The sequence below is a fragment of the Alteromonas stellipolaris genome, assembly GCF_001562115.1.
Lineage (GTDB): Bacteria > Pseudomonadota > Gammaproteobacteria > Enterobacterales > Alteromonadaceae > Alteromonas > Alteromonas stellipolaris.
In genome coordinates, this window is sequence record NZ_CP013926.1 from 824,097 (window position 1) to 846,143 (window position 22,047).

Genomic DNA, 22,047 nt, shown 5'->3' on the forward strand with positions numbered 1-22,047 from the left:
AATACTGAAAGTTCAGAAATTATATTTTATCAATCTATCTTTACTTAATGCTAGTTGACTACTATGGCGATAATAGTTTTAATACCGAATGAAAATTATACAAGTAATTATCCTTTTGATTTTTTTGACGAAAATTTTTGTTGAAAATAACTAACGATAGCTGCGTTGTTTGAATTAAGTATAGTAGTGGAATAATTTTAAATGCTTCGTTTCTTTGTAATCTGTGCTGAAATTGTATTATTGGTGATAGTGCTACGATCGCCTTTTGTTCAGTACTTTTTTTCAGATATACAAAGTACCGTTTCAGGTTGGTTTACTTCTATTTCTGAGTTACCTGAACAAAGAGAGCTGGATGCGTTGAGAGATCAGGCGGCGGCGCAGCTTGCGCCCTTAAAAGAATTCGAAGCAAACTACCTTCGAAGAATTCTGGCAAGTCGTTCAACGGTCATGCGCTTTCATATCGCTTATTGCGAAACCACCGATATAAACCCTAATTTTAGCCGCGGCAAGCGCCAGCAGTTGTGCGCAATGATAGAGCAATCTACGCTACTGGAGCCCGATAAATAGCTACTGGAGCCCGATAAATAATTGGCGCTAAAGCTGCTGTTTCTTATCTTAGTTTTTCTTTTGTTTCTTCCGTTATGCCTACTAATCTTTCCATACTGTTACCCTGTATATAGATAAAGTCGTTCACTTTACGTTCAGCTACCTGTGCTATTATTGAGCATATAGTTGTGATAAAAGTAGTAACATTGCTATAAGTTGAAGCCATGCTTCACTAAGCGCCGTTACCCGCTTACTCAGTTTTTTGTCGCTGACTAATACCGGGTTTTTAGAAATGAGGTAGGGGGTTACATGAAAATAGCTAAGTTAACGAGTTTATCTGCGCTCTTGCTCGCCAGCGTGGGTTTATCTGGTGTATTGCAAGCAGCACAGGTAGATGTAACCTGGGAAGAACCAAAGTCTTACCGAGATGTTAAGCCATCGAATGAATCTCGAACTCGCTTTAGAGAACGCACTTTTAAAGAGCTCGATGAGTTTTTTACTGAACTCGCAGAAAAACTTCCCGAAGATCAGAAGCTGTCAATTACCGTCACTGATTTAGATTTAGCCGGTCAGGTTTGGCCTGCATCTTTTGTTGGTATGGGGCAGTCTGCTACCGATGTCAGGATCATTAAAGAAATAGACATTCCTAGAATGTCATTCTCATATGTACTTACAGGCGGTGACAGCACAGTGCTTAAAAGCGAAGAGGTTAAGATTAAAGATATGATGTTCATGAATACCGTTAATCGTAGGTTACCCAGCGATAATCTGGTTTACGAAAAGAACATGATTGAAGATTGGTTTAACGATACGTTTGCAGAAAGTCTGGTTGCTAATAAGTAGTTACGTTTAGCTACCAGCTGTTATGTATTGTATCAATATGAATAAAAAAACCGCCTATACAGGCGGTTTTTTAGTTTAACTTGCTTGATTAAATGTAATCAAACTCACTGCCGGATACGGCCAGCGTGCTTTCGTAGCCTGCTGAGTATGCTTGCTTGTGCGCATTGCGACGAGGCAATATACGTTGCATGTAGAAATCACGGGTCTTCTGCTTAGAAGAAGCTAGCACAGCGTTGTCGGTACTCGCCGCTTTATCTGCCATGCTGTACCACAGCACACCAATTAGCGAGTAGGCAGAATAGGCTAAATAATCTGCTGCTGCCGCAGCTGCTGTAGTGCCATCCATACCTAGACAGTCAGCTGATGATGCGCGCCAATCGTCAAGTAAGCCCTGCGCTAGCCCTTTACTTTCAGCATCGCTAATATCAGCAACTAGCTCAGCAAAAGCTTGGTAAGTGGCTTCCATCATTTGCCCGCCATCACGGGTTAACTTACGACCAATTAAATCTAATGCCTGAATACCGTTGGTGCCTTCATACAACATGGCGATACGAACATCACGCATCAATTGCTCCATGCCCCACTCACGGATAAATCCATGACCACCAAAAACTTGCACCCCAATGCTGGTAGTTTCAAGGCCCATATCTGTCATGTAGGCTTTGCAGATTGGCGTAAGAAACTGCAGCACTTTATCTGCATTTTCTTTTTCTTCGTCAGTGCCTAATTTTTCGATATCCATGAACTTTGCGTATAGCAAAGACAGTGCGCGGCTACCTTCAATTTGTGATTTTTGCGTAAGTAGCATGCGGGCTACATCAGGCTGAAATACAATAGGATCGGCTTTGCCATCAGGATTCTGAATACCTTGAGGCGCACGAGATTGAACGCGCTCACGGGCATACGTTAACGCACCTTGGTAAGAGGCTTCGGCAGCGCCTAAGCCTTGTAAACCCACTTGGAAGCGCGCGTCGTTCATCATGGTGAACATGCAGGCTAAGCCTTGGTTTTCTTCACCCACTAACCAGCCTGTCGCGTCATCAAAGTTCATCACACAGGTTGGGCTCGCTTTAATACCCATCTTGTGTTCAATGCTGCCCACAGATAAAGAGTTTGCAGTGCTTGGCTCGTTATTTTCATCAAGCATTAATTTAGGCACTAAAAACAAGCTAATGCCTTTTACACCTTTTGGCGCATCTGGCAAGCGAGCGAGTACCAAGTGAATAACATTGCTGCTCCAGTCTTGATCGCCAGCAGTAATAAAGATTTTATTACCTGTTACTTTATAGCTTCCGTCACCTTGCGGTTCAGCCTTAGTGCTGAGCAAGCTAAGGTCGGTACCTGCATGAGGTTCGGTTAAGTTCATCGTACCTGTCCACTCACCGCTGATGAGTTTAGCGAGATACTTGTCTTTCAATTCCTTGCTAGCATGTTTAGTGACTGCCAAAGTGGCACTTTCTGTCAGCATTGTTGTTAAACGCCAACTTAGGTTTGCGGCATTTAGCATTTCATGTACAGGCACTGCCATGGTGTAAGGAAGTTCCTGTCCATCATATTCTGCCGTACCTAACATGGCGTTCCAGCCATTTGCTACGTACTCTTGATAAGCGTCGGCAAAGCCTTTCGGTGTGGTGACTTTTCCGTTTTCTAGCTTACAGCCTTCTTCATCACCTTCACGGTTTAATGGTGCTACAACATCAATAGCGAATTTAGCGCCTTGCGCAATGATCTCGTTGGCCAGTTCGCTGTCAAAATCGCTGATACCCAATTTTTCATAGTGGGCATCTAGGCCTAACCAGTCCTTAAGTAAGAACTGAAAATCGGTAGTAGGGGCGTGGTACAGAGGCATAGAAGACTCCCTTTTCAAACAAGTGTTTTAATTTTGCCACATTATAGACACAAAAAGCATAGACAGAGTAGTCCGTTAAGGGAAAGTTAATGAAAAATAATATCACTGAATTTGCACAACAACTGTTCAATGCCTTTAAATTTAAATCACAGGCCATCATAATCTTTGGCTACGCTTGCTTTTCAATAGCTCGCTGTCATCCTATAACTATAGTTAATTCCATGTATTAAGAAGTAGAGTACTCATGAACCACGGGCAATCAGTTTGTGTCGTTACTGGCGGAAGTTTAGGTATAGGCTTAGCGGTTTGTAATACCTTTAGTGAAAATGACTACCGAGTAATAAACCTAGATGTAAGAGATTTTGACGACACACCAACTAACGCTGAATGGGTGGCTTGTGATGTCAGTAACGTGGAACAAGTGCGACATACTATCGATAATATTGCCGTAAAATATGGTCGTATAGATGCGTTAGTGTGTAATGCAGGCATGCACGTGTCGGCAACCATTGAAGATACCGATGAAGCATTACTCGATAAGATAATGAGCCTAAATATTAAAGGCGCATATGGCGCAATTAAAGCGTCACTACCTACCATGAAAGCACAAAAAAGTGGGGCTATTGTGGTGATGGGTTCCGATCAGTGTTTTGTCGGTAAACAGAACTCTTTTGCCTATGGTTTAACAAAGTCAGCCTTAGCGTCTATGGCTAAAACCACGGCACTGGATTATGCCCCCTTTAATATTAGAGCTAACGCGGTATGCCCCGGTACGATTGAAACCCCCTTGTTTCACCACGCTATAGATAAATATGTGGCAGCATCAGGGGCCGATAAAATCGCAGTTGTGGCCCAAGAGGCCGCTGAGCAACCTATTGGGCGTATTGGCCAACCCGAAGATGTATCTGAACTGGTGTATTTTCTTTGCAGTGATAAAGCGACCTTTATTACCGGAAGCTTACACGCTGTTGACGGCGGTTATACCGCCAAGTGAATATTGTTGATGGTCATCTACATTTTTTTGCCCTTGAGGCGGGGGATTACCACTGGCTTAAGCCGCAAAATCCGCCGTATTGGCAAGATAAGCAAGCCATTGCGTTGTCGTGTGATGAAAGAAGCTTAACACTTTCTAGCGGTCACACGCTTGCGGGATACGTGCATGTTGAAGCAGGGTTCGACAATGAACGTCCTTGGCGTGAAATCCGGTATCTAGAACAACGAGCCCAACTACCTTTTAAAAGCGTTGCTAGTATCGATTTATGTAGTGAACGGGCCCTGTCTGATATTCAAACATTGGCTGGGTTTTCTTCAGTAGCGGGGCTTCGCCATATATTAGATGAACAAGCCAGCTTTATATTAACCCACCCTAAAACAAAGCACGCGCTTAAGCTTAGTAGTGAATATGGATTGTCTTTCGATGCCCAACTGGATGTGGGCGACGGCAAAGCGGTAAGTGCCTTATTAAGGTTATTAGAGGCATTACCCGCACTTTCAGTCATTATTAATCACGCAGGTTCATCGCTGTTAGGCTCTGCTGTTACCGCTACCTACATTAAGCAGTGGCGAATTAATATGAAAGTACTCGCACAGTGTCCTCGGGTGGCAGTAAAACTCTCAGGGTGGGAAATGCAGTGCAGAGACTGGCATTGGCGCAGTGCGCAAAATGTGGTCGTGGAAACGGTAGCTATATTTGGCGTGTCGCGAGTAATGTTAGCAAGTAATTTCCCACTTTCTAACTGGCGCCACAGTTATCAAGCGCTTTGGCTGCAATATGAAAAAATGCTGGCGCAGTTTACCTTTGACGAGAAATGCGGCCTGTTGGCAAACAATACCGCCCGTTGGTATGGCCTAGATATATAAACGACTAATGTCAGCCATTATTTTAAGCGATAGTGCTACGCCGCTAGCTTGCACCCAAGAGCGGGCACCCAAAGGCTTGCACCTTTACACCGCTTTTTAGTCTATAAGTTGATGGTGGGCCGCCACTGTCTGGCTTTCAATATGAATAAAGCTAAAGTCTGCGTTTTGCTGCTTTTTCAATATAGTGAGGAAGGCTCGAAGCTCATCCACAAAGCGCTCTGCTTTATCTGGCATTACCGCGCACCACACACATAGTGACTTCTCGGTAATTAAATTAGCGTCGTAACGAGGTTTGAATTCGCAAGCATCTTCGCGCCAAGTCCCTTCACAATCAATGTGCGTGCATCCACCATAATAGGTCGATAAATATTCGTTTAACGCTTCTTTCACTGGTTCGTAAGCGTGTGTGCCTGGTGTCAATATAATGGTAAATTTTGTGCGCTTATTCATTTGTTCTTCGCAAATAGTAAGGCCATTAACAGCACCGCTATTAAGGCTAGGTTAACCGTATTTTCAGATGACATTAGCGAGAATATATCGTAGATACCCCACGTTGAATCATGCTTCACAGATTGTGATGCGGCAACAAAGTTGTTGGTAATATCCACCAAAGAAATACCCCCAATTAGCATGAGTATCACTTCAATCGATTTATTTATAGCACGATTAAGTTGGTTCTCGTAACTTGATATGGCGTTATTAATATAGGCCGCCCTATCAAGTAAACTCTCTTCTACGGCATTAATTTCCCATGCATCTATGAGTGCGTTCGCGAGTGGCTTTCGACTTCCTTGAAGTCCTCGAAGCGAATCACAAAACTCCAATCGAATATACTCTAGGGTTCTAATTGAAACCATGCGCTGGATCAACTTTTCAAGGGCTTTTCTGCGCCGCCCCGACGACAGAGCTTTAAGCGATTGCAGCTGATGGTAGGCGTTGCTCATCGATTGTTGATAGGCATACAACATCGCATTGTAATGCTGAAGCAAAAACAGAACCCTCCGGTTATCCAACGACAGTGAAATATCATTGTTTAAAAATAGGCAATTTCCCGAACGAAAGAAAGCCTCATCGTTCTCGTAGTTGCTAGGCGGACATTCATGAATAATTGAGAACGCCTGTTTGGCTTCTGCGGCAGATTCTGGAACGCGAGTAATATAACAACGTCCGGTCCACAATACCGCGTCACTGTCGGTGAGTTCAGAGGTCAATAACTTACAACGCTTGCTCAGTGTATCGAAAGTGGTGTTTAGCAAGTTAACCATTACACCTCCTGCCGCTTGTAAAATTAAAGACAGACGTTGTTCAATATCTCTGTTTTCAATCTTTTGCCAACATAGAGTGAGTTGTTCCTGAGATGAGGGTGCCAATGTCGCTTGTAAGGTAGCAATGCCTGTTTGATATAAGCGTAAATTTAAACCTTGAAGCTTAAGGCCTATTTCTTCTAGGGTTGAAAATGCATGTTGAAAAGCTGGACTTTCATGATCGACTTCAAGTTTTACCAATGGGGTAAACATGGGGCTTAATAAGTCAGAATCGGTAGATACATAGCCCATGTCCAGTTTACTTTCTTGATTTAGTACCCAATCTTGGCTGTGCATGACTTCTTCAACTTTGCTGGTTAAAGACGGCGTAAGCGCACTGAATTTACGGGTTAACGCGATAGGCGTATACGTAACAATAGAGACGGGCGGTGGGCACAAAAAAGCCGATGGGGAAGCCGAGGCTGACATACTTCTTCTTATCCTTGAAAACAGGCGGGGCAAAAGAATCATTGCCCCAATCTAAGCGCTTCGTTATTTAAGCTCTGTTACTGTCATATGAGGCGAGCGGTAAACAATCTCGTCATTTAAATCGATACCTAATCCAGGAGTGTCTGGCGCTTCAATAAAGCCATTTACAGGCTGTGGGTCTTGTAAACAAAGCTCACGATTCCAGTCTTTAATGGCGTAAGTGTGATGTTCGTGAATTAAGAAGTTAGGTATTGCGGTTTCTAAGTGCAAACTGGCTGCTGTCGCCACAGGTCCGCCACATACATGGGCTTGAATGCGCACATCGTAAATGTCGGCGTAATCACAAACTTTTTTCGCTTCAGTAAACCCGCCACACAAGCCTACGTCAGGCTGCAGTACATCGATAGATTGGTCTTCTAAATAAGGGCGCACGTCCCAGCGATGATATAAGCGTTCACCACCAGCAATCGGTACGTTTACATTTTTAGCCACTTTATCGTGTAGTTTTGAATTTAGGTAATTCACAGGCTCTTCGTAATACAAGCAGCCAATTTCTTCGACAATGTCGCCAAGCTGTATGGCGGTAGATGCCCCTAACAAGCTGTGACATTCAAAAATAATATCGCCGTCTTCACCCATGGTGTCGCGTATAGCTTGTAAGCGAGCTTTAAATAATTTTAATTCTGGCTTAGAGAAAAGTTTAGTGCGATCGAAATGTGTCACGCCATCTTTATCGTAAACAATAGGGTCAACTTTTACCGCATCGTAGCCGTCTTTTAATGCTTTTTCGGTAGCACGAGCATAGTCTGCTGGGTCGTTAAGCTTGGTGACTTCTTTATCCCAGTCGAACTGCAATTGGCTAGCATAGCTGCGTAGTTTGCCATTGGTTTTTCCGCCCAATAGTTCGTACACCGGCAAGCCTAGGGCTCTGCCTTTAATGTCCCAAAGTGCAGTATCAATGGCACTCATTGCTGCATAAATAACAGGTCCGCCACCTAAGCCCCAAAAACCTTCACGTAGCATACGCGACCACAATAGCTCTGTGTGAAATGGGTTGAAGCCAATTAACATGGCTTCGGCAATTTCTTTTATCATGTGCGCTGCAGCACTATGACCCCAATCATAAGCTAAGCCCGCTTCACCCACACCGACAATGCCTTCATCCGTATACACTCGCACAAAAACAGGGTTCCATGCCGGGCGTTTGGGGCACTCAATATCGAATATTTCTACTTTGGTTACTTTCATTTATTGTTTCTCTATTGTCTGTTTGTAGTCGCTGCTAGCGGTACTGGCAACGACGCTTTAAAGGGGTTATTCACAAAAACCAGGGTCAAGCTTATAGGCTTTTCTTAGCATAGCGGGCCAGGCTTTCTGGCCGCCGGTTTCACCACTGTGAACTACGCTGGCTTGCTGATAAATACCGTCGATAATAGGCTGTGGTATATCAATAATCTCTTCATTCGACTGCATGAGTGCCAGCTGAATTTCACAGGCCCTTTGTAAATCATAAAAGCGCATGAACGCATCGCCAACGGTGGGGCCTACTGTTAGCCCTCCATGATTAGGCAATAGCATATGATTGGTATCGCCCAAATCATCTTGTAGGCTTTTCTTTTCACTGTCGTTCACTGCCAAGCCTTCGTAACTATGGTAAGACAGCGAGGGAAGTGAAAATAAAGAATACTGGCTCCAAGGCTTTAAACCGCCTTTTACCGATGCCACTGAAATGGTGGCGAGAGTGTGCAAATGAATAACACAGAGTGCATCGTGACGAACTTCGTGAATGGCACTATGGATAGTAAATCCGGCTGGGTTTATTTGATAAGGTGAGTCATCAAGAATGTTACCTTCAAGGTCTACTTTGACAAGGTTAGACGCTGTCACTTCGTCAAACCCTAAACCAAAGGCGTTAACTAAGTAATGGTCGGTACCGGGGACTTTAGCCGAAATATGCGTATAGATAAGGTCGCCCCAACGCATATCAGCAACCAGTCGATAGCATGCAGCTAAATCGACGCGGGTTTGCCATTCTATTTCAGATACTTTGCCTTTAAGGCTAAGAGGAGCTAATGAATTCACGGCCTGTCTCCTAAATATCGTAGGCTAAACATGAAGATAATGATGGCATAATGCCTTCTGATAACAGCGGGTAGTCAAATTACCAAAGCAAGAGCATTGGCACAACTACTCACACATTATTCTTGTTGGGACTGGCGGTGCTTAATTTTATTAAAGCTATCGCGAAACGCAATTAGATCATCAGGAAAGCGAAGTTCGATATGAGTGAGTAAAAAGGGATCGGCTTGTACTAATTCAATCACTTCTAGTTTTGCCCATGGCGGCGCATCAAATACATCTGGTAAGTGTTCTACCCCAGCGTTTAATGTACACTCAAATAGCGCTAGACCGTTTTGTGTAACGGCCAATTTTTCACCGACCTCGACATTGAAACCTGTTTCTTCCCATGTTTCACGGTGGGCTGCGCAAACTAATGATTCGCCATCTTTTTTTCCGCCACCGGGAAAATCTAAACGATTTGAAAGACGATGTTTAATCAAAAGCGCTTTGCTTTGCACCTTAATGATGCATGCCGCGGCACTTTGAGTATGCTCATCGTTATTCGTGCTTCGGCAAAAAGGCGCTTCAGGCACCGTCTTTGTACATCCAAAAAGCGTTAAAACTACCAAAATGGATGATAAGCGAAAATTGATACTCATTAGTTTGGGTAAAATACTATTCAGAAAAAATTAATAATAATAAAAACGTAGATAAAGGTTTTGGTTTGAACGCGACCCTGAATCTCGTTAATGCACCAACTTGGTTACTTTATCACGTGGTGTATATTTACCAATAGGAAAGGTTATGTCTTCACGCAAATTACTATCTCCATTACTAATAGGGGCTTTATTGTTAGCGGCGGTGGTTGTCTATTTAAACTTGCCTGCAGAAGAAGAAGTGAAAAAAGGCGGGCCTTTAGCCACAACAGTGAAAACCATATTGGTAGAGCAAGGCGCAATGGCGATAACCATTGAAGCCCTCGGCACTGCCAGAGCAAATGAATCGATAGCGGTCACTGCGCAAGTTACCGAAACCGTACGCTCAGTTAACTTCGAAGATGGCGATAGTGTGAAAGCTGGGCAAGTGCTTATTCAGCTAAACAACAATGAAGAGTTGGCTCGGGTTGCTGAATTGCGCGCCAATATTGATGAAGCAAAGCGCCAATACACCCGTATTTTTAACTTACGTGAGTCTAGCGCGGCATCAGAACAACTGCTTGACGAACAACAAGCCCGGGTAAAAGGACTAGAAGCTCAATTAGACATCGCTGAAGCACAGGTTGATGATTTACAAATTCGCGCGCCATTTTCAGGCGTACTGGGCGCACGACAAGTCAGTATTGGCTCATTAGTGCAGCCCGCTGGTGTTATTACCACCCTTGATGATATTAGCGTAGTAAAAGTTGATTTCAGTATTGCTGAAAACCAATTGGCCAGTGTAGCCAAAGGTCAGAAGGTTTCGGCTACATCAGTGGCTTACCCCGGTGAAACTTTTAGCGGTGAAATCACGCATATTGATACCCGATTAGATCCCATCAGCCGCGCTATTAGCGTACGTGCCATTATCGATAACAAAGACCAACGATTAAGACCGGGTATGTTACTCACTATCGTGGTTGAAAAACGTGTGCTTGATACGCTTATTCTCCCTGAGAAAGCCTTAGTGCCAGTGCAAGATATTCAATATGTGTATGTGGTAGAAGATAACGTTGCCCATCAGCGTGAAGTGGTGATTGGCGAACGCCGTCCCGGTATCGTTCAAATTGTGTCAGGCCTTAAAGCTGGTGATGAAGTGATAACAGAAGGCACGCTTAGAGTACGCGACCAGTCTGCTGTTAACGTTCTTAACCGTAACAACGAGGGTTAAGCCATGTTGTTATCTGACATTTCAGTAAAAAGGCCGGTATTTGCAACGGTTATTAACCTGCTGTTGATTATATTTGGCGTGGTCGCCATTTCCATGCTGGCCCTTCGTGAATACCCAGACATTGACCCGCCTATTGTGTCGGTTTCAACCAAATACACGGGCGCATCGGCCAATATTGTTGAAACTCGCATTACTCAATTACTCGAAGACCGAATTTCGGGTATTGAGGGGATTAAAAATATTACCTCAACGTCCACCAATGGACGTTCTGATATCACCATAGAATTTAAATTATCTCGAGATATCGACGCTGCCGCCAACGATGTGCGAGAGCGAGTGAGTAGGGCGTTAAATAACCTGCCTGATCAGGCAGATCCCCCAGAAGTTTCAAAGGCCGATTCCGATCAAAGCGCTATCGTTTGGTACAACTTACGCAGTACCAATCTTAATACCATGGAGCTTACCGACTACGCAGAACGCTTCTTGGTTGACCGTTTGTCTGTTGCCGATGGGGTTGCTCGGGTGCAAATTGGTGGTGGCCGCCGCTACGCCATGAAAGTGTTTCTTGATAGAAACGCAATGGCTGCACGCGGTATTACTGTAAGCGATGTTGAAAGTGTTATTAGTTCTGAAAACGTTGAACTTCCTGCCGGTGAAGTTGAGTCGCTAGATAGAAACTTTGAAGTGCGTGTAGCGCGTACGTTCTTATCGCCGGAAGATTTTGCGGCGTTAACTGTAGCAGTAGGAGAGGATGGATACCTGGTTCGCTTAGGAGAAATTGCGAACGTGGAATTAGCGGCTGAGGACGACGAAACTGAGTTTAGAGGTGACGGCGTTAACATGATTGGTTTGGGCATTATAAAGCAGTCAAAAGCCAACACCTTAGATGTTGCTCGCTCAGCAAAAGCGCAAATCAGAAAAATTGAAGAAACCTTGCCGGACAATATTTTTATTGTGCCCAGTTATGACTCTTCAGTATTTATTGAAGCATCGATTAACGAAGTTTATGAAACCCTTGCCATAGCGATGCTTATGGTGGTGATTGTTATTTACCTTTTCTTGGGCAATGTACGCGCCACACTGATTCCTGCGGTCACCGTACCCGTGTCTTTGGTAGCTGCATTTATTGTGATGTACGCATTAGGCTTCTCTATCAACCTACTTACCTTACTTGCCATGGTGTTGGCAATTGGGCTGGTGGTAGATGACGCCATCGTGGTACTTGAGAATATTTCCCGGCGTATAGAAATGGGTGAGCCGCCCATATTAGCCGCTTATCGAGGTGCTAGAGAGGTTGGCTTTGCAGTTATTGCAACTACTTTGGTACTGATTTCTGTGTTTGTACCCTTGGTGTTTCTTGAAGGGAATGTTGGGCGTTTGTTTACTGAGTTTGCTCTGGCCATTGCTGCTGCTGTGGCGTTTTCAAGTTTCACCGCATTAACCCTATCGCCCATGATGGCCTCGAAAATTCTGAAAAAGCGTACTCGTTCAGCAGGATTTGGCGCTTGGATGGATAAGCGTTTTCATGCGCTAGAAAATCGTTATTTTAAAAGTTTGGGAAGTACTATTCACCAGCCGTTTATCATGGTGCTACTACTGATTGTTTCAGTGGTGGCGTTAGTGCAGATTTCGGAGAAACTACCCAGCGAATTTGTACCAAAAGAAGATCGCGGTAATTTTTATATTTTAATGAATTCGCAAGAAGGAGCTAGTTTCGAAAGTAATGCGGCTAACCTAAAACTTATCGAAGATATCCTAATGCCATATCGTGAAAGCGGTGAAATAGGCAGGTTACTGGTACGTACACCCGGGTTTGGCAATAATGCGGGTATGGCGATTATTGGTTCTGCTGATTGGGATGAAAGGGATTTTAGTACTTTCACATTGATGGATGAAATAAGTGCAAAGCTTGATGCCGTACCTGATGTGAGAGCGTTTGCCATTATGCGAAGTGGTATTTCAGGAGCAGGTTTCGGCCGCCCAGTGCAATTCGTCTTGCAAGGTGATACCTACGAGAACTTAGTGGAATGGCGTGACACTCTAATTGAAAAGGCATCAGAAAATAGAAACTTAGTTCGTATTGATTCTGACTATAAAGAAACATCACCTCAGCTTCTGGTCAATATCGACAGAGACAGAGCCGCTGATCTGGGGGTGTCTATTAGTGATATCGGACGTACCTTAGAAGTGATGCTAGGGCAACGTACGGTATCTACATTCTTAGATAGAGGCGAAGAGTACGATGTGATTATTGAGGGTATAGAGGCTGATTTTAGAAGCCCAAATAGTATCGATAATCTTTATGTTCGCTCTTCAAGAAGCGGCGAGCTTATTCCCATGGACAACTTGCTTACCTTCGAAGAGCAGGCGACGTCGTCTCGCTTAAATCGCTATAACCGCATGCGAGCTGTCACCATTTCAGCAAACCTTGCCGGCGATTATACGTTAGGAGAAGGCTTAGCTTACCTTGAAAATATCGTACGCACAGAGTTACCGGACAATGTGTCAATTGACTACAAAGGCGAGTCACAGCTTTATCAAGAACAAGGGAATTCCTTCGTCTACGTATTTATGCTGGCGTTAGCGGTTACCTACCTGATTCTAGCGGCGCAATTTGAAAGCTGGGTGCATCCGTTAGTCATCATGTTAACCGTACCGCTGGCGCTGGTAGGTGCTTTTATCGGCTTATTCTTTGCCGGTATGACACTTAATATTTACAGCCAAATAGGGCTGGTTATGCTGATTGGCCTTGCTGCGAAAAACGGTATTTTGATCGTAGAGTTTGCTAATCAACTTCGAGATGCAGGTATGAACTTCGAAGATGCCTTACGTCGCGCCGCTGCTCAGCGTCTTCGCCCAATCGTTATGACTGGTTTTACTACGGTATTTAGTTCTTTGCCCTTAGTGTTTGCCTCTGGGCCTGGTGCGGAAAGTCGCATGGTAATTGGTATGGTTATCGCGGCAGGTGTGCTGGTTTCAGCTTTCATGACCTTATATGTAGTGCCTACCGCTTACAGTTGGCTAGCCCGAAATACCGGATCGCCACAGCAAAGAAGTACTGAAATAGAACGCCTAGAAGTTGACATTCCCTACCGTAAAGGCGAGGAAAATTAGACCTCTGTTAATAAGGGCAAGAGCGTGTTTTTTAACGCTTATTCCATACGCTTATTCTCAGTGCTTGACCAATAAGCACTAAAAAGTTCAAAAAGTCGTTCGGTATTAAGGTATATATTTTTATACACTAATATCGTTCGGCACTCCTAAGTTAATTTGTTGTTTTTTTCTCATCTAATTGATTTTAGATAGTTAAATTGATTTATCTGCTACGCTTTAGTTATTTTTACGTATGAATTTTTACGCCCTTTCGGTGCGTTTATCCTTTAGTCTAGTTGCTTCTACGCCTCTCTTCCCTAAACTGCGCATACTTTTTAAAGCCGGACTGAACACAACGAAATTTAAAACGAAAATTTTTCGTAACTCAGTTGGCAGTTTTTCTAATCCTTGCTAATACTTATCTTAATCTTGAAGCAGGAAGATATCTGTATGAGTAAGAATAAAAAATAAGCATATTGGTATTGTAAATTTAAAAGTTAACGTTTTTTTTAATTGCGCTACCAAAACAAACACGACTTAGAGGACATGTAATGAAACAGTGGATACTAGCAGCAAGTTTGTGCAGCAGCATGGCTTTTGCAGATGTAGCAGTGATAGTTCACCCATCCAATGGGGATGCGTTAGATAAAGATTCAATCAGCCGACTCTTCCTTAACAAAATGAAAGCTTTTCCAAACGGCACTAAAGCAGTACCTCTAGCGCTTGCTGAAGGTCAAGCTGCGACAGATGAATTTAACGGTAAAGTTTTGAATAAGTCAGCATCTCAGCTTACCGCGTTTTGGTCAAAGCTAGTTTTTACAGGGAAAGGTCAGCCCCCTAAAGCATTAGGTAGCGACGCTGAAGTGGTTTCGGCTGTTGCTTCAAATCCAGGTGCTATTGGCTATGTAGATGCGGGCTCGGTAGATGGAAGCGTACGCGTAGTAGCCACTTTCTGATTACACAGTTTAAGAATATTTTAAGGATTTAACATGAAAACCAAACTTGCCCTTTTATCAGTTGCTAGCTTACTTGCCATGCCGGCGGTTGCAGACATAAAAATCAATGGATTCGCCAACCTTATCGGTGGTATGACACTAGATGATGACGAAGCTGTATACGGTTATGACAGTGATTTTAATTTCGAGCCTGCGAGTGTTTTCGGTCTACAAGTTCGTGGCGACGTAAGTGAGAAGCTTTCTGCAACAGCGCAGCTAGTTGGCCGTGGAAGTGACGATTACGATGCAAGTTTTGAATGGGCATACATGACTTATGCACTTTCAAATAACTCGAGTATTAGTGCTGGTCGAGTTCGCTTGCCATTTTTCAAGTATTCTGCTTCTTTAGATGTGGGGTATTCATATCACTGGTTAACACCACCTGATTCAGTTTACGGCGTACTTATTAACAATATGGACGGCGTTCGTTATGACTACAGTAACTATGCGGGTGATTGGGAATACGGTGTTCAGGCTTTTGCAGGACGCTCGGAGGCTGATACAGTAGAGGCGGATAACCTTACTGGTATTTCTTTTGAAGCCACTCGTGATTGGTTTAATATTCGTACTATTTATGCGCAAGCTAAATTTACTAGTCCAAATGAAGATCTTGATTTTTTAACTGATAGCATCAATCAATTTTCTGCAATTGTTCCTACTGTCACTAATTTTTCAAACAACTTCTTAATTGAAGACGATACGGTTGGTTTCTTCGAACTTGCTGTGAATATAGATAAATACGATTGGTTTGTAGGGGCAGAGTATACCCACATTTCATTTGATGAGGCTCCTATCGCAAATGATGATGCTTGGTATGTAACCGCGGGAATGCGTTTTGGTAAGTTCACGCCGCACATTACCTATGAACACAAAGAATCAGATCCAGATGATGTTGCAACTTACTTAAACGATGTTCCTTCTACTATTGCTACTGGCGATGCCGTTACTGATGGAACATGGTCAGCGTTGTATCAAGGTTTTGCAGCTGTAGCCGCATCAACATTAGAGGATACATCTGCGTTAACGGCTGGTTTACGTTACGATGTTGAGCCTGGTTTCGCGGTTAAGGGTGAAGTGACTTGGTTTGAAGACGATGCAAACGACGCTAATGATGCGACTCTCTTAAGAGTTGGTGTTAACTATACTTTCTAGTATTCATTTATTACTGTCGTTTTGGCCCCGCTCAGCAATGAGTGGGGCTAAGATATTTCTAAAGTTTTTTAAGAATGTGAAGATATAGAATTATAAAGCCATGATTAGTGGCCGTGCCTAAAGTAACGTGACGTAATTGGTGAGATAAAAATGAATTTTCTAAAAAAAATGCCCATCGCAACAAAAATTTTTCTGATACCAGGAATTGCTGCACTAAGCTTTATTATTTACCTCTTAATTACTGTTTTCGTTGCTCTAAACAACGGCGACACCCTTGAGAAAGTTGAAAAGGTCCAGTTTCCCGCACTTCAATTGTCTGCCTCTACATTAGTTGATATGCAAAAAGTGAGAGACACGCTAAGTAGTGCTGTGACCACTGGCGATCAAGATACATTAAGCGCTGCGAGTGAGATAGCTAAAGAAGCGAAAGCTGGGCTAGACGAGATAAGCGCGATAAGTCCAGAATTTCGTTCCGCGATATCGAAAATTTCTGACGGGTTCGATAACTATTTTGAAGTAGCTTTCGGTGTTTCCCAGTCAATGGTTGATGGCACTGCTGACTTTAGCCGCTTAGGTCAACTATCTGCCCAAATGAATGGTTCATACGATGCGGTGATCGCCTCGATGACGAATTTTAGAGATGAGCAACAGTCCGCATTTGATGCTTCATTCGCCAAAACCGATGCGGCGAATACTTCGTTAATTAGCACTGGTGTGGTAATGACTATTGTCGTTACTTTATTATTATTTGCTACTGCTGTGCCTATTGTTCGTGGCATTAAGCAGAGTATTGATGATGTGGTACGCTCGCTTAAAGATATTGCCCAAGAAAATGGTGACCTGACTGTTCGAATCGCAACGAAAAGTGAAGATGAAATTGGCGAGCTGGTTTATTGGTTTAACCAATTTATGGATAAACTGCAAGGCGTTGTGAAAGACGTGGTAGAGGCAAGTTTACCGTTATCAAATTTAGCGCAAAACCTTCGCGGCCTAACGGAAGAAACGCAACGTACCATCGACATTCAACAGCAGTCAGCACAAAACGCTAAACTCGCGGTTGATACTATGAGTGGTTCGGTAGATGGTGTAGCACACAGTGCCGCGCAAGCGGCTGGTGATGCCAATGAAGCCACTAGCGCTGCGGGTGAAGGTCGTCAAATCGTACAACAAACTGTTTCTAGTATTCAGCAGTTAGCCGAAAACGTGCGTGAAACCGCTGATGTGATTGGCCGTCTTGAATCAGATTCGAACAAAGTTGGCTCGGTACTCGACGTTATTAAAGGTATTGCTGAGCAAACCAACTTACTTGCGCTTAATGCCGCTATTGAAGCTGCTAGAGCCGGCGAACAAGGGCGTGGTTTCGCCGTTGTTGCTGATGAAGTACGTACACTAGCATCACGTACTCAACAATCGACTGAAGAAATTCAAAGTACTATTGAGCAACTACAAAGTGCAGCGCATTCAGCGGTAGAAGTGATGTCTCGCGGTACCGAGCAAGCAACGAATAGTGTTGAGACCGCTAATAGAGCGGGTGTTAGTTTAGAAACGATTACCAGTACAATTGGTCGTATTAACCAAATGAACGAACAGATTGCACACAACACTGAAGATCAACGTTCAGTGGCGGTAGACATTGTGAAGCACGTTGAAGAAATTCATCAACGTACAGAGCAAACTTCTACTCGCTCAGGCGAATTAGGTGTTATGTGTAACGAGCTTGCGGATTTAGCACAGCATCTAGAATTGATAGCGAAACAGTTCCGCGTATAACCGCTAATCCAATATTAAAAACGCCCTCTGCATTGAGGGCGTTTTTGTATCTGGCATTAATCAATTAGCCCGCAGTGCAAATTGCGAAGCTACTGATCAATCAATGTTGAAAATGGAACTTACTCATCGTGGCAAGTGACCACTTTTTTGCCATAGCTTTAGCGCTAACTCAAAATAAAAAAATCCCCTGACGAAGCAGGGGATTTTTAATTTTTTATTACTTTTATTGGCGAGTATTCTACTCGTCTAAGAAGCTTCGTAGCTGCTCAGAGCGGCTAGGATGACGTAGCTTACGCAATGCCTTCGCTTCAATCTGACGAATACGCTCACGGGTAACGTCAAACTGCTTACCCACTTCTTCAAGTGTGTGGTCAGTATTCATGTCGATACCGAAACGCATACGAAGTACTTTCGCTTCACGTGCTGTAAGCCCTGCCAACACTTCTTGTGTTGCGTCTTTAAGGCTACCGCCGGTCGCAGAATCGAGGGGCTGAATAATGGTGCTGTCCTCGATAAAATCGCCTAGGTGCGAATCTTCATCATCACCAATTGGCGTTTCCATTGAGATTGGCTCTTTAGCAATTTTCAACACTTTACGAATTTTGTCTTCTGGCATAAGCATGCGTTCAGACAATTCTTCAGGTGTTGGCTCACGACCCATTTCTTGCAACATTTGACGAGAAATACGATTAAGTTTGTTAATCGTTTCTATCATGTGTACAGGAATACGGATAGTACGCGCTTGGTCGGCAATAGAACGAGTAATTGCCTGACGAATCCACCAAGTAGCATAAGTTGAGAACTTATAACCACGGCGATATTCAAACTTATCTACTGCCTTCATCAGGCCGATGTTACCTTCCTGAATAAGGTCAAGGAACTGCAAACCACGGTTCGTGTATTTCTTAGCAATTGAAATAACCAAACGTAAGTTAGCTTCAACCATCTCTTTTTTCGCACGGCGAGCTTTTGCTTCACCAATTGACATACGACGGTTGATGTCTTTGATATCAGCAATAACTAAACCAGTTTCTTGTTCAACCTGGTTCATTTTGCTAATACAGCGTTCGATTTCTTCTTTATTGACGGCTAATGCATCAGAGTACGCAGCGTTAGCTTTAATCGCTTTTGTTAACCAAGCAGAAGACGTTTCGTTTCCTGCAAATGCCTTGATAAAATCTTTCTTAGGCATTTTGGCGTTAACCACACAGAACTTCATAACAAGACGTTCTTGGATACGCACTTTGTCCATCATTGAACGCATGTTTTTAACCATACGATCAAATTGCTTAGGCACTAGACGGAATTCTTTGAAGACTTCACTCAATGCATTGATTTGCTCACGAGCGGCAGCATGAGAGCGACCTTTCTTCTCGATAACGTCACGTGCTTTGATGTACTGATCACGAAGGGCACCAAACTTAGCGCGTGCTAGTTCAGGATCTACACCGCCTTCATCTTCGTCTTCTTCATCATCGTCGTCATCTTCATCTTCCAGTTCTTCTTCTGAAAGTTCAGAGCCGATATGCGTGGCCGTGGGAGCAAGATCTTGATCATCATTCGGGTCAACAAAGCCCGAAATAATGTCGCTAATGCGAATTTCTTCTGCTTCGTACAAATCCCATTGATCGAGCAAATAGGTGATTGCTTCAGGATATTCAGCAACAGAGCACTGAACCTGATTAATACCATCTTCTATACGCTTGGCAATTTCGATTTCGCCTTCACGAGTAAGAAGTTCTACCGTACCCATTTCACGCATATACATACGCACAGGGTCGGTGGTACGCCCAATTTCGCTTTCTACTGTAGCAAGCGCTTGAGCGGCAGCTTCAGCTGCGTCTTCATCGGCGGTTGCTTCTTGCATGAGAAGTTCGTCTGAATCTGGAGCAGATTCAGAAACTTGAATTCCCATGTCGTTGATCATGCGGATAATATCTTCAATTTGATCAGAATCGACAATATCTTGCGGCAGGTGGTCGTTAACTTCTGCAAAGGTTAAGTAACCTTGCTCTTTACCTTTTGCAATCAGGAGTTTAATCTGAGACTGCTTGCTTTGCGCCATATAACCTACACTTCTCACATTCAATTAGTTTGCAATAGAAATACCCATACCAAAGAGGTATGTACATTATTTCTCTGTAGTACTACTGTTGTATCAATGCCGCTTCCGCTCGGTGTCACGTCATATTAAACGGTGCACACCTGCCCGGGTTTGGTTCTGCCCGTTTTGTTCGGCTTTATAATTGCTACTGACATTGCTGCAAATTTGTTCACATTTATGCTTATAAGCTTGCGTGCAGCGAATTAGCCAGTATAGCAGAATTACTAATGGTTTTACCAGATTGACGGCTGTTTTTTTAGCCAGTTATTAGCCTCGACCTTATGGTCAGCTTTTCTGGCGCTCCTTCATTAACAAGTTCAGTTCCTCTTTTTCCACTTGAGTTAGTGGCTGAACCCGAGAGCGGGAAATTAAAGTTTCAATACGGCTATCGAAATGCCAATCGAGTAATCGAGCAAAACTGTCGCTATAAACACGTTCAGCATCCTCGTCTTTAACAAGATGTTCTTGTAACAATAATTTCGCGATAGTAGGAGAATGGGGATGATTGCGGAAGTTTTCAACTAGCTGCGCAGTGGTTGCTTGAGGATATTGTGAACAATAACGATGAATATCCAATAAAAGGTCCATCCCGGTGGCATCACTTCCTTCAAATACAGAAGGTTGCACGTCATCACAGCGTGTGGCTAGCGAAGGAGAATCTAGCAGTAATCGAATCAGCATACGTAGCGGTGACAAGCGGGCTTTTCCTACCTGGTTTCTATTCGCTGAATAAGCGGGCTTGCTACTGGCGTGATTCGCTTTGGATATATCTTGCTGTAACTTAAATCTATCGTATTCACCGGTGTGCTTAGCAAGCTCTTCTAATAACATCTGCTTTTGGTCGTCGCCCTGAACACTTTCAATTAAGGGCATCGCGGCTTTGCGAAGTGCTATTTTGCCTTCGGGTGTACCTACTTTATGGGTTTTTAATTGGTTTTCGAAGAAGAAGCGTGACAATGGCATGGCATTATCAAGCATTTCCATAAAGGTATCTTTGCCAACTTTTCTTACCATAGTATCTGGGTCTTCGCCGTCAGGTAAGAATAAGAAAGACAGTCTGACGCCGTCTTTTAATGCGGGTAGGGCATTTTCCAATGCCCGCCAGGCCGCTTCACGGCCAGCACGGTCGCCATCGTAACAGCAAACAATATGCGGCGTTGCTCGCACTAACATTTGCATATGTTCAGCCGTGGTAGCGGTTCCAAGCGCAGCCGTTGCTTGGTTGATACCAAACTGACTTAACGCCACTACATCCATATAACCTTCAACAATGAGTACTGCATCGAGTTGACGGTTTTGTTGACGAGCTTGGTAAAAACCAAATAGCTCACTGCCTTTATGGAAGATACGGGTTTCTGGGGAGTTTAAGTATTTTGGGCCGCCTTCTTCTAATACACGTCCACCGAAACCGACTACGCGGCCTCGCTTGTCTCTGATAGGGAACATGATTCGGTCGCGGAAGAAGTCGTATCGTCTGCCTTGGTCGTTTTGATTAACCAATTTTAAGTCGATAAGTTGCTTTACACGGGCTTGGTCTTTGCCAAAGGTTTTTAGCAGGGCGTCCCAGCTGTCTGGTGCATAGCCAATTTCCCATTGCTTGACGATATCGCCGCTAAGTCCACGGCTTTTCAAATAATCTATGGCTTTTCCGCTATTTTCATTTTGTTTTAGTTGGTGTTGAAAAAAGCGAACAACTTGTTCCATTAGTGAATAGTCATCTTGCTGCTGTTGCTTTTTCTCTTCGCTAACAACAGGCAAGTGGCCTTTCTCTCTCGGCACTTCTAATCCGTAGAGTTTGGCGAGTTCTTCAATGGCCTCAACAAATTCAAGACGGTCGAATTCCATCAAAAAGGAAATAGCGTTGCCGTGCGCACCACAACCAAAGCAATGATAGAACTGCTTTTCTTGGCTTACGGTAAAAGAAGGGCTTTTCTCATTATGAAAAGGGCAGCAAGCTTGATAATTTTTGCCCGCTTTTTTTAACTTCACCCTACTATCAACAATGTCTACAACATCGGTGCGTGAGAGAAGATCATCAATAAAATCGCGAGGTATTTTTCCGGCCATGAGGAGACACTAATGCTTATAACGGTAATTAGGGTAGCACAAAAAAGTACTTTAACAGGGAAGGTAAATAATGAAAACGCCAGGTTTGCGATTACACAAACCCGGCTA

General features: G+C 43.6%; 17 protein-coding genes. 9 read left to right on the forward strand and 8 right to left on the reverse strand.

What is annotated here, in order from left to right; genetic code table 11:
- The first annotated feature begins 201 nt into the window (after positions 1–201).
- Together AVL57_RS03385 and AVL57_RS03390 are read left to right on the forward strand one after the other, a co-directional pair.
- Entirely contained in the window at positions 202–567 is a 366-nt protein-coding gene (locus AVL57_RS03385; protein WP_057793906.1) for a hypothetical protein, read from the forward strand.
- Between the two features lie 288 nt (positions 568–855).
- Entirely contained in the window at positions 856–1,389 is a 534-nt protein-coding gene (locus AVL57_RS03390; RefSeq protein ID WP_057793904.1) for a DUF3016 domain-containing protein, read from the forward strand.
- A gap of 88 nt (positions 1,390–1,477) precedes the next feature.
- On the opposite strand, the gene AVL57_RS03395 is transcribed toward AVL57_RS03390, so the two are convergent.
- Complete coding sequence (locus AVL57_RS03395) at positions 1,478–3,238, reverse strand: acyl-CoA dehydrogenase family protein (RefSeq protein WP_057793902.1); 1,761 nt, start codon at positions 3,236–3,238, stop codon at positions 1,478–1,480.
- 244 nt (positions 3,239–3,482) lie between these two features.
- On the opposite strand from AVL57_RS03395, the gene AVL57_RS03400 reads away from it, so the two are divergent.
- Complete coding sequence (locus AVL57_RS03400) at positions 3,483–4,232, forward strand: SDR family NAD(P)-dependent oxidoreductase (RefSeq protein WP_057793900.1); 750 nt, start codon at positions 3,483–3,485, stop codon at positions 4,230–4,232.
- Positions 4,229–5,098, forward strand: a complete 870-nt coding sequence (locus tag AVL57_RS03405; protein ID WP_057793898.1) for an amidohydrolase family protein — start codon at positions 4,229–4,231, stop codon at positions 5,096–5,098. The genes AVL57_RS03400 and AVL57_RS03405 overlap by 4 nt, the downstream gene beginning before the upstream one ends.
- 96 nt (positions 5,099–5,194) lie before the next feature.
- Here AVL57_RS03405 and AVL57_RS03410 read toward each other — a convergent pair whose 3' ends face one another.
- The 5 genes from AVL57_RS03410 to AVL57_RS03430 form a co-directional block, all read right to left on the reverse strand.
- A complete protein-coding gene (locus tag AVL57_RS03410; RefSeq protein ID WP_057793896.1) occupies positions 5,195–5,548 on the reverse strand; it encodes a hypothetical protein in 354 nt (117 codons plus the stop codon).
- Complete coding sequence (locus AVL57_RS03415) at positions 5,545–6,831, reverse strand: hypothetical protein (protein WP_057793894.1); 1,287 nt, start codon at positions 6,829–6,831, stop codon at positions 5,545–5,547. Before AVL57_RS03415 ends, AVL57_RS03410 begins: the two co-directional genes overlap by 4 nt.
- A gap of 63 nt (positions 6,832–6,894) precedes the next feature.
- The gene (locus tag AVL57_RS03420) at positions 6,895–8,079 is read right to left on the reverse strand and encodes a mandelate racemase/muconate lactonizing enzyme family protein (RefSeq protein WP_057793892.1); all 1,185 of its coding nucleotides are present in this window, start codon (positions 8,077–8,079) and stop codon (positions 6,895–6,897) included.
- 66 nt (positions 8,080–8,145) lie between these two features.
- Entirely contained in the window at positions 8,146–8,913 is a 768-nt protein-coding gene (locus AVL57_RS03425) for a class II aldolase/adducin family protein (RefSeq protein WP_057793890.1), read from the reverse strand.
- Positions 8,914–9,029: 116 nt separating this feature from the next.
- The gene (locus AVL57_RS03430) at positions 9,030–9,551 is read right to left on the reverse strand and encodes an NUDIX hydrolase (RefSeq protein ID WP_057793888.1); all 522 of its coding nucleotides are present in this window, start codon (positions 9,549–9,551) and stop codon (positions 9,030–9,032) included.
- Between the two features lie 145 nt (positions 9,552–9,696).
- On the opposite strand from AVL57_RS03430, the gene AVL57_RS03435 reads away from it, so the two are divergent.
- From AVL57_RS03435 to AVL57_RS03455, 5 genes are all read left to right on the forward strand, one after another.
- On the forward strand, positions 9,697–10,758 hold the full coding sequence (locus tag AVL57_RS03435) for an efflux RND transporter periplasmic adaptor subunit (protein ID WP_057793886.1): 1,062 nt from the start codon (positions 9,697–9,699) through the stop codon (positions 10,756–10,758).
- A gap of 3 nt (positions 10,759–10,761) precedes the next feature.
- On the forward strand, positions 10,762–13,872 hold the full coding sequence (locus AVL57_RS03440; RefSeq protein WP_057793884.1) for an efflux RND transporter permease subunit: 3,111 nt from the start codon (positions 10,762–10,764) through the stop codon (positions 13,870–13,872).
- A 530-nt stretch (positions 13,873–14,402) separates the two neighbouring features.
- A complete protein-coding gene (locus tag AVL57_RS03445) occupies positions 14,403–14,807 on the forward strand; it encodes a type 2 periplasmic-binding domain-containing protein (protein ID WP_057793881.1) in 405 nt (134 codons plus the stop codon).
- A 33-nt stretch (positions 14,808–14,840) separates the two neighbouring features.
- Complete coding sequence (locus tag AVL57_RS03450; protein WP_057793879.1) at positions 14,841–15,998, forward strand: hypothetical protein; 1,158 nt, start codon at positions 14,841–14,843, stop codon at positions 15,996–15,998.
- A gap of 150 nt (positions 15,999–16,148) precedes the next feature.
- Positions 16,149–17,768 carry a methyl-accepting chemotaxis protein gene (locus AVL57_RS03455; RefSeq protein WP_057793877.1) on the forward strand — a complete coding sequence of 540 codons (1,620 nt, stop codon included), beginning with the start codon at positions 16,149–16,151 and terminating at the stop codon, positions 17,766–17,768.
- A gap of 238 nt (positions 17,769–18,006) precedes the next feature.
- Here AVL57_RS03455 and rpoD read toward each other — a convergent pair whose 3' ends face one another.
- Together rpoD and dnaG are read right to left on the reverse strand one after the other, a co-directional pair.
- Entirely contained in the window at positions 18,007–19,833 is a 1,827-nt protein-coding gene (rpoD, locus tag AVL57_RS03460) for an RNA polymerase sigma factor RpoD (protein ID WP_013785437.1), read from the reverse strand.
- A 324-nt stretch (positions 19,834–20,157) separates the two neighbouring features.
- Positions 20,158–21,939, reverse strand: a complete 1,782-nt coding sequence (gene dnaG, locus AVL57_RS03465; protein ID WP_057793875.1) for a DNA primase — start codon at positions 21,937–21,939, stop codon at positions 20,158–20,160.
- Between the last annotated feature and the right edge of the window lie 108 nt (positions 21,940–22,047).

Coding starts and splice junctions, on each gene's coding strand:
- AVL57_RS03445 (WP_057793881.1), top strand. CDS start 14,403: ATGAAACAGTGGATACTAGCAGCAAGTTTGTGCAGCAGCATGGCTTTT.
- rpoD (WP_013785437.1), bottom strand. CDS start 19,833: ATGGCGCAAAGCAAGCAGTCTCAGATTAAACTCCTGATTGCAAAAGGT.
- AVL57_RS03430 (WP_057793888.1), bottom strand. CDS start 9,551: ATGAGTATCAATTTTCGCTTATCATCCATTTTGGTAGTTTTAACGCTT.
- AVL57_RS03385 (WP_057793906.1), top strand. CDS start 202: ATGCTTCGTTTCTTTGTAATCTGTGCTGAAATTGTATTATTGGTGATA.
- AVL57_RS03455 (WP_057793877.1), top strand. CDS start 16,149: ATGAATTTTCTAAAAAAAATGCCCATCGCAACAAAAATTTTTCTGATA.
- dnaG (WP_057793875.1), bottom strand. CDS start 21,939: ATGGCCGGAAAAATACCTCGCGATTTTATTGATGATCTTCTCTCACGC.
- AVL57_RS03440 (WP_057793884.1), top strand. CDS start 10,762: ATGTTGTTATCTGACATTTCAGTAAAAAGGCCGGTATTTGCAACGGTT.
- AVL57_RS03420 (WP_057793892.1), bottom strand. CDS start 8,079: ATGAAAGTAACCAAAGTAGAAATATTCGATATTGAGTGCCCCAAACGC.
- AVL57_RS03435 (WP_057793886.1), top strand. CDS start 9,697: ATGTCTTCACGCAAATTACTATCTCCATTACTAATAGGGGCTTTATTG.
- AVL57_RS03415 (WP_057793894.1), bottom strand. CDS start 6,831: ATGTCAGCCTCGGCTTCCCCATCGGCTTTTTTGTGCCCACCGCCCGTC.
- AVL57_RS03400 (WP_057793900.1), top strand. CDS start 3,483: ATGAACCACGGGCAATCAGTTTGTGTCGTTACTGGCGGAAGTTTAGGT.
- AVL57_RS03450 (WP_057793879.1), top strand. CDS start 14,841: ATGAAAACCAAACTTGCCCTTTTATCAGTTGCTAGCTTACTTGCCATG.
- AVL57_RS03395 (WP_057793902.1), bottom strand. CDS start 3,238: ATGCCTCTGTACCACGCCCCTACTACCGATTTTCAGTTCTTACTTAAG.
- AVL57_RS03410 (WP_057793896.1), bottom strand. CDS start 5,548: ATGAATAAGCGCACAAAATTTACCATTATATTGACACCAGGCACACAC.
- AVL57_RS03390 (WP_057793904.1), top strand. CDS start 856: ATGAAAATAGCTAAGTTAACGAGTTTATCTGCGCTCTTGCTCGCCAGC.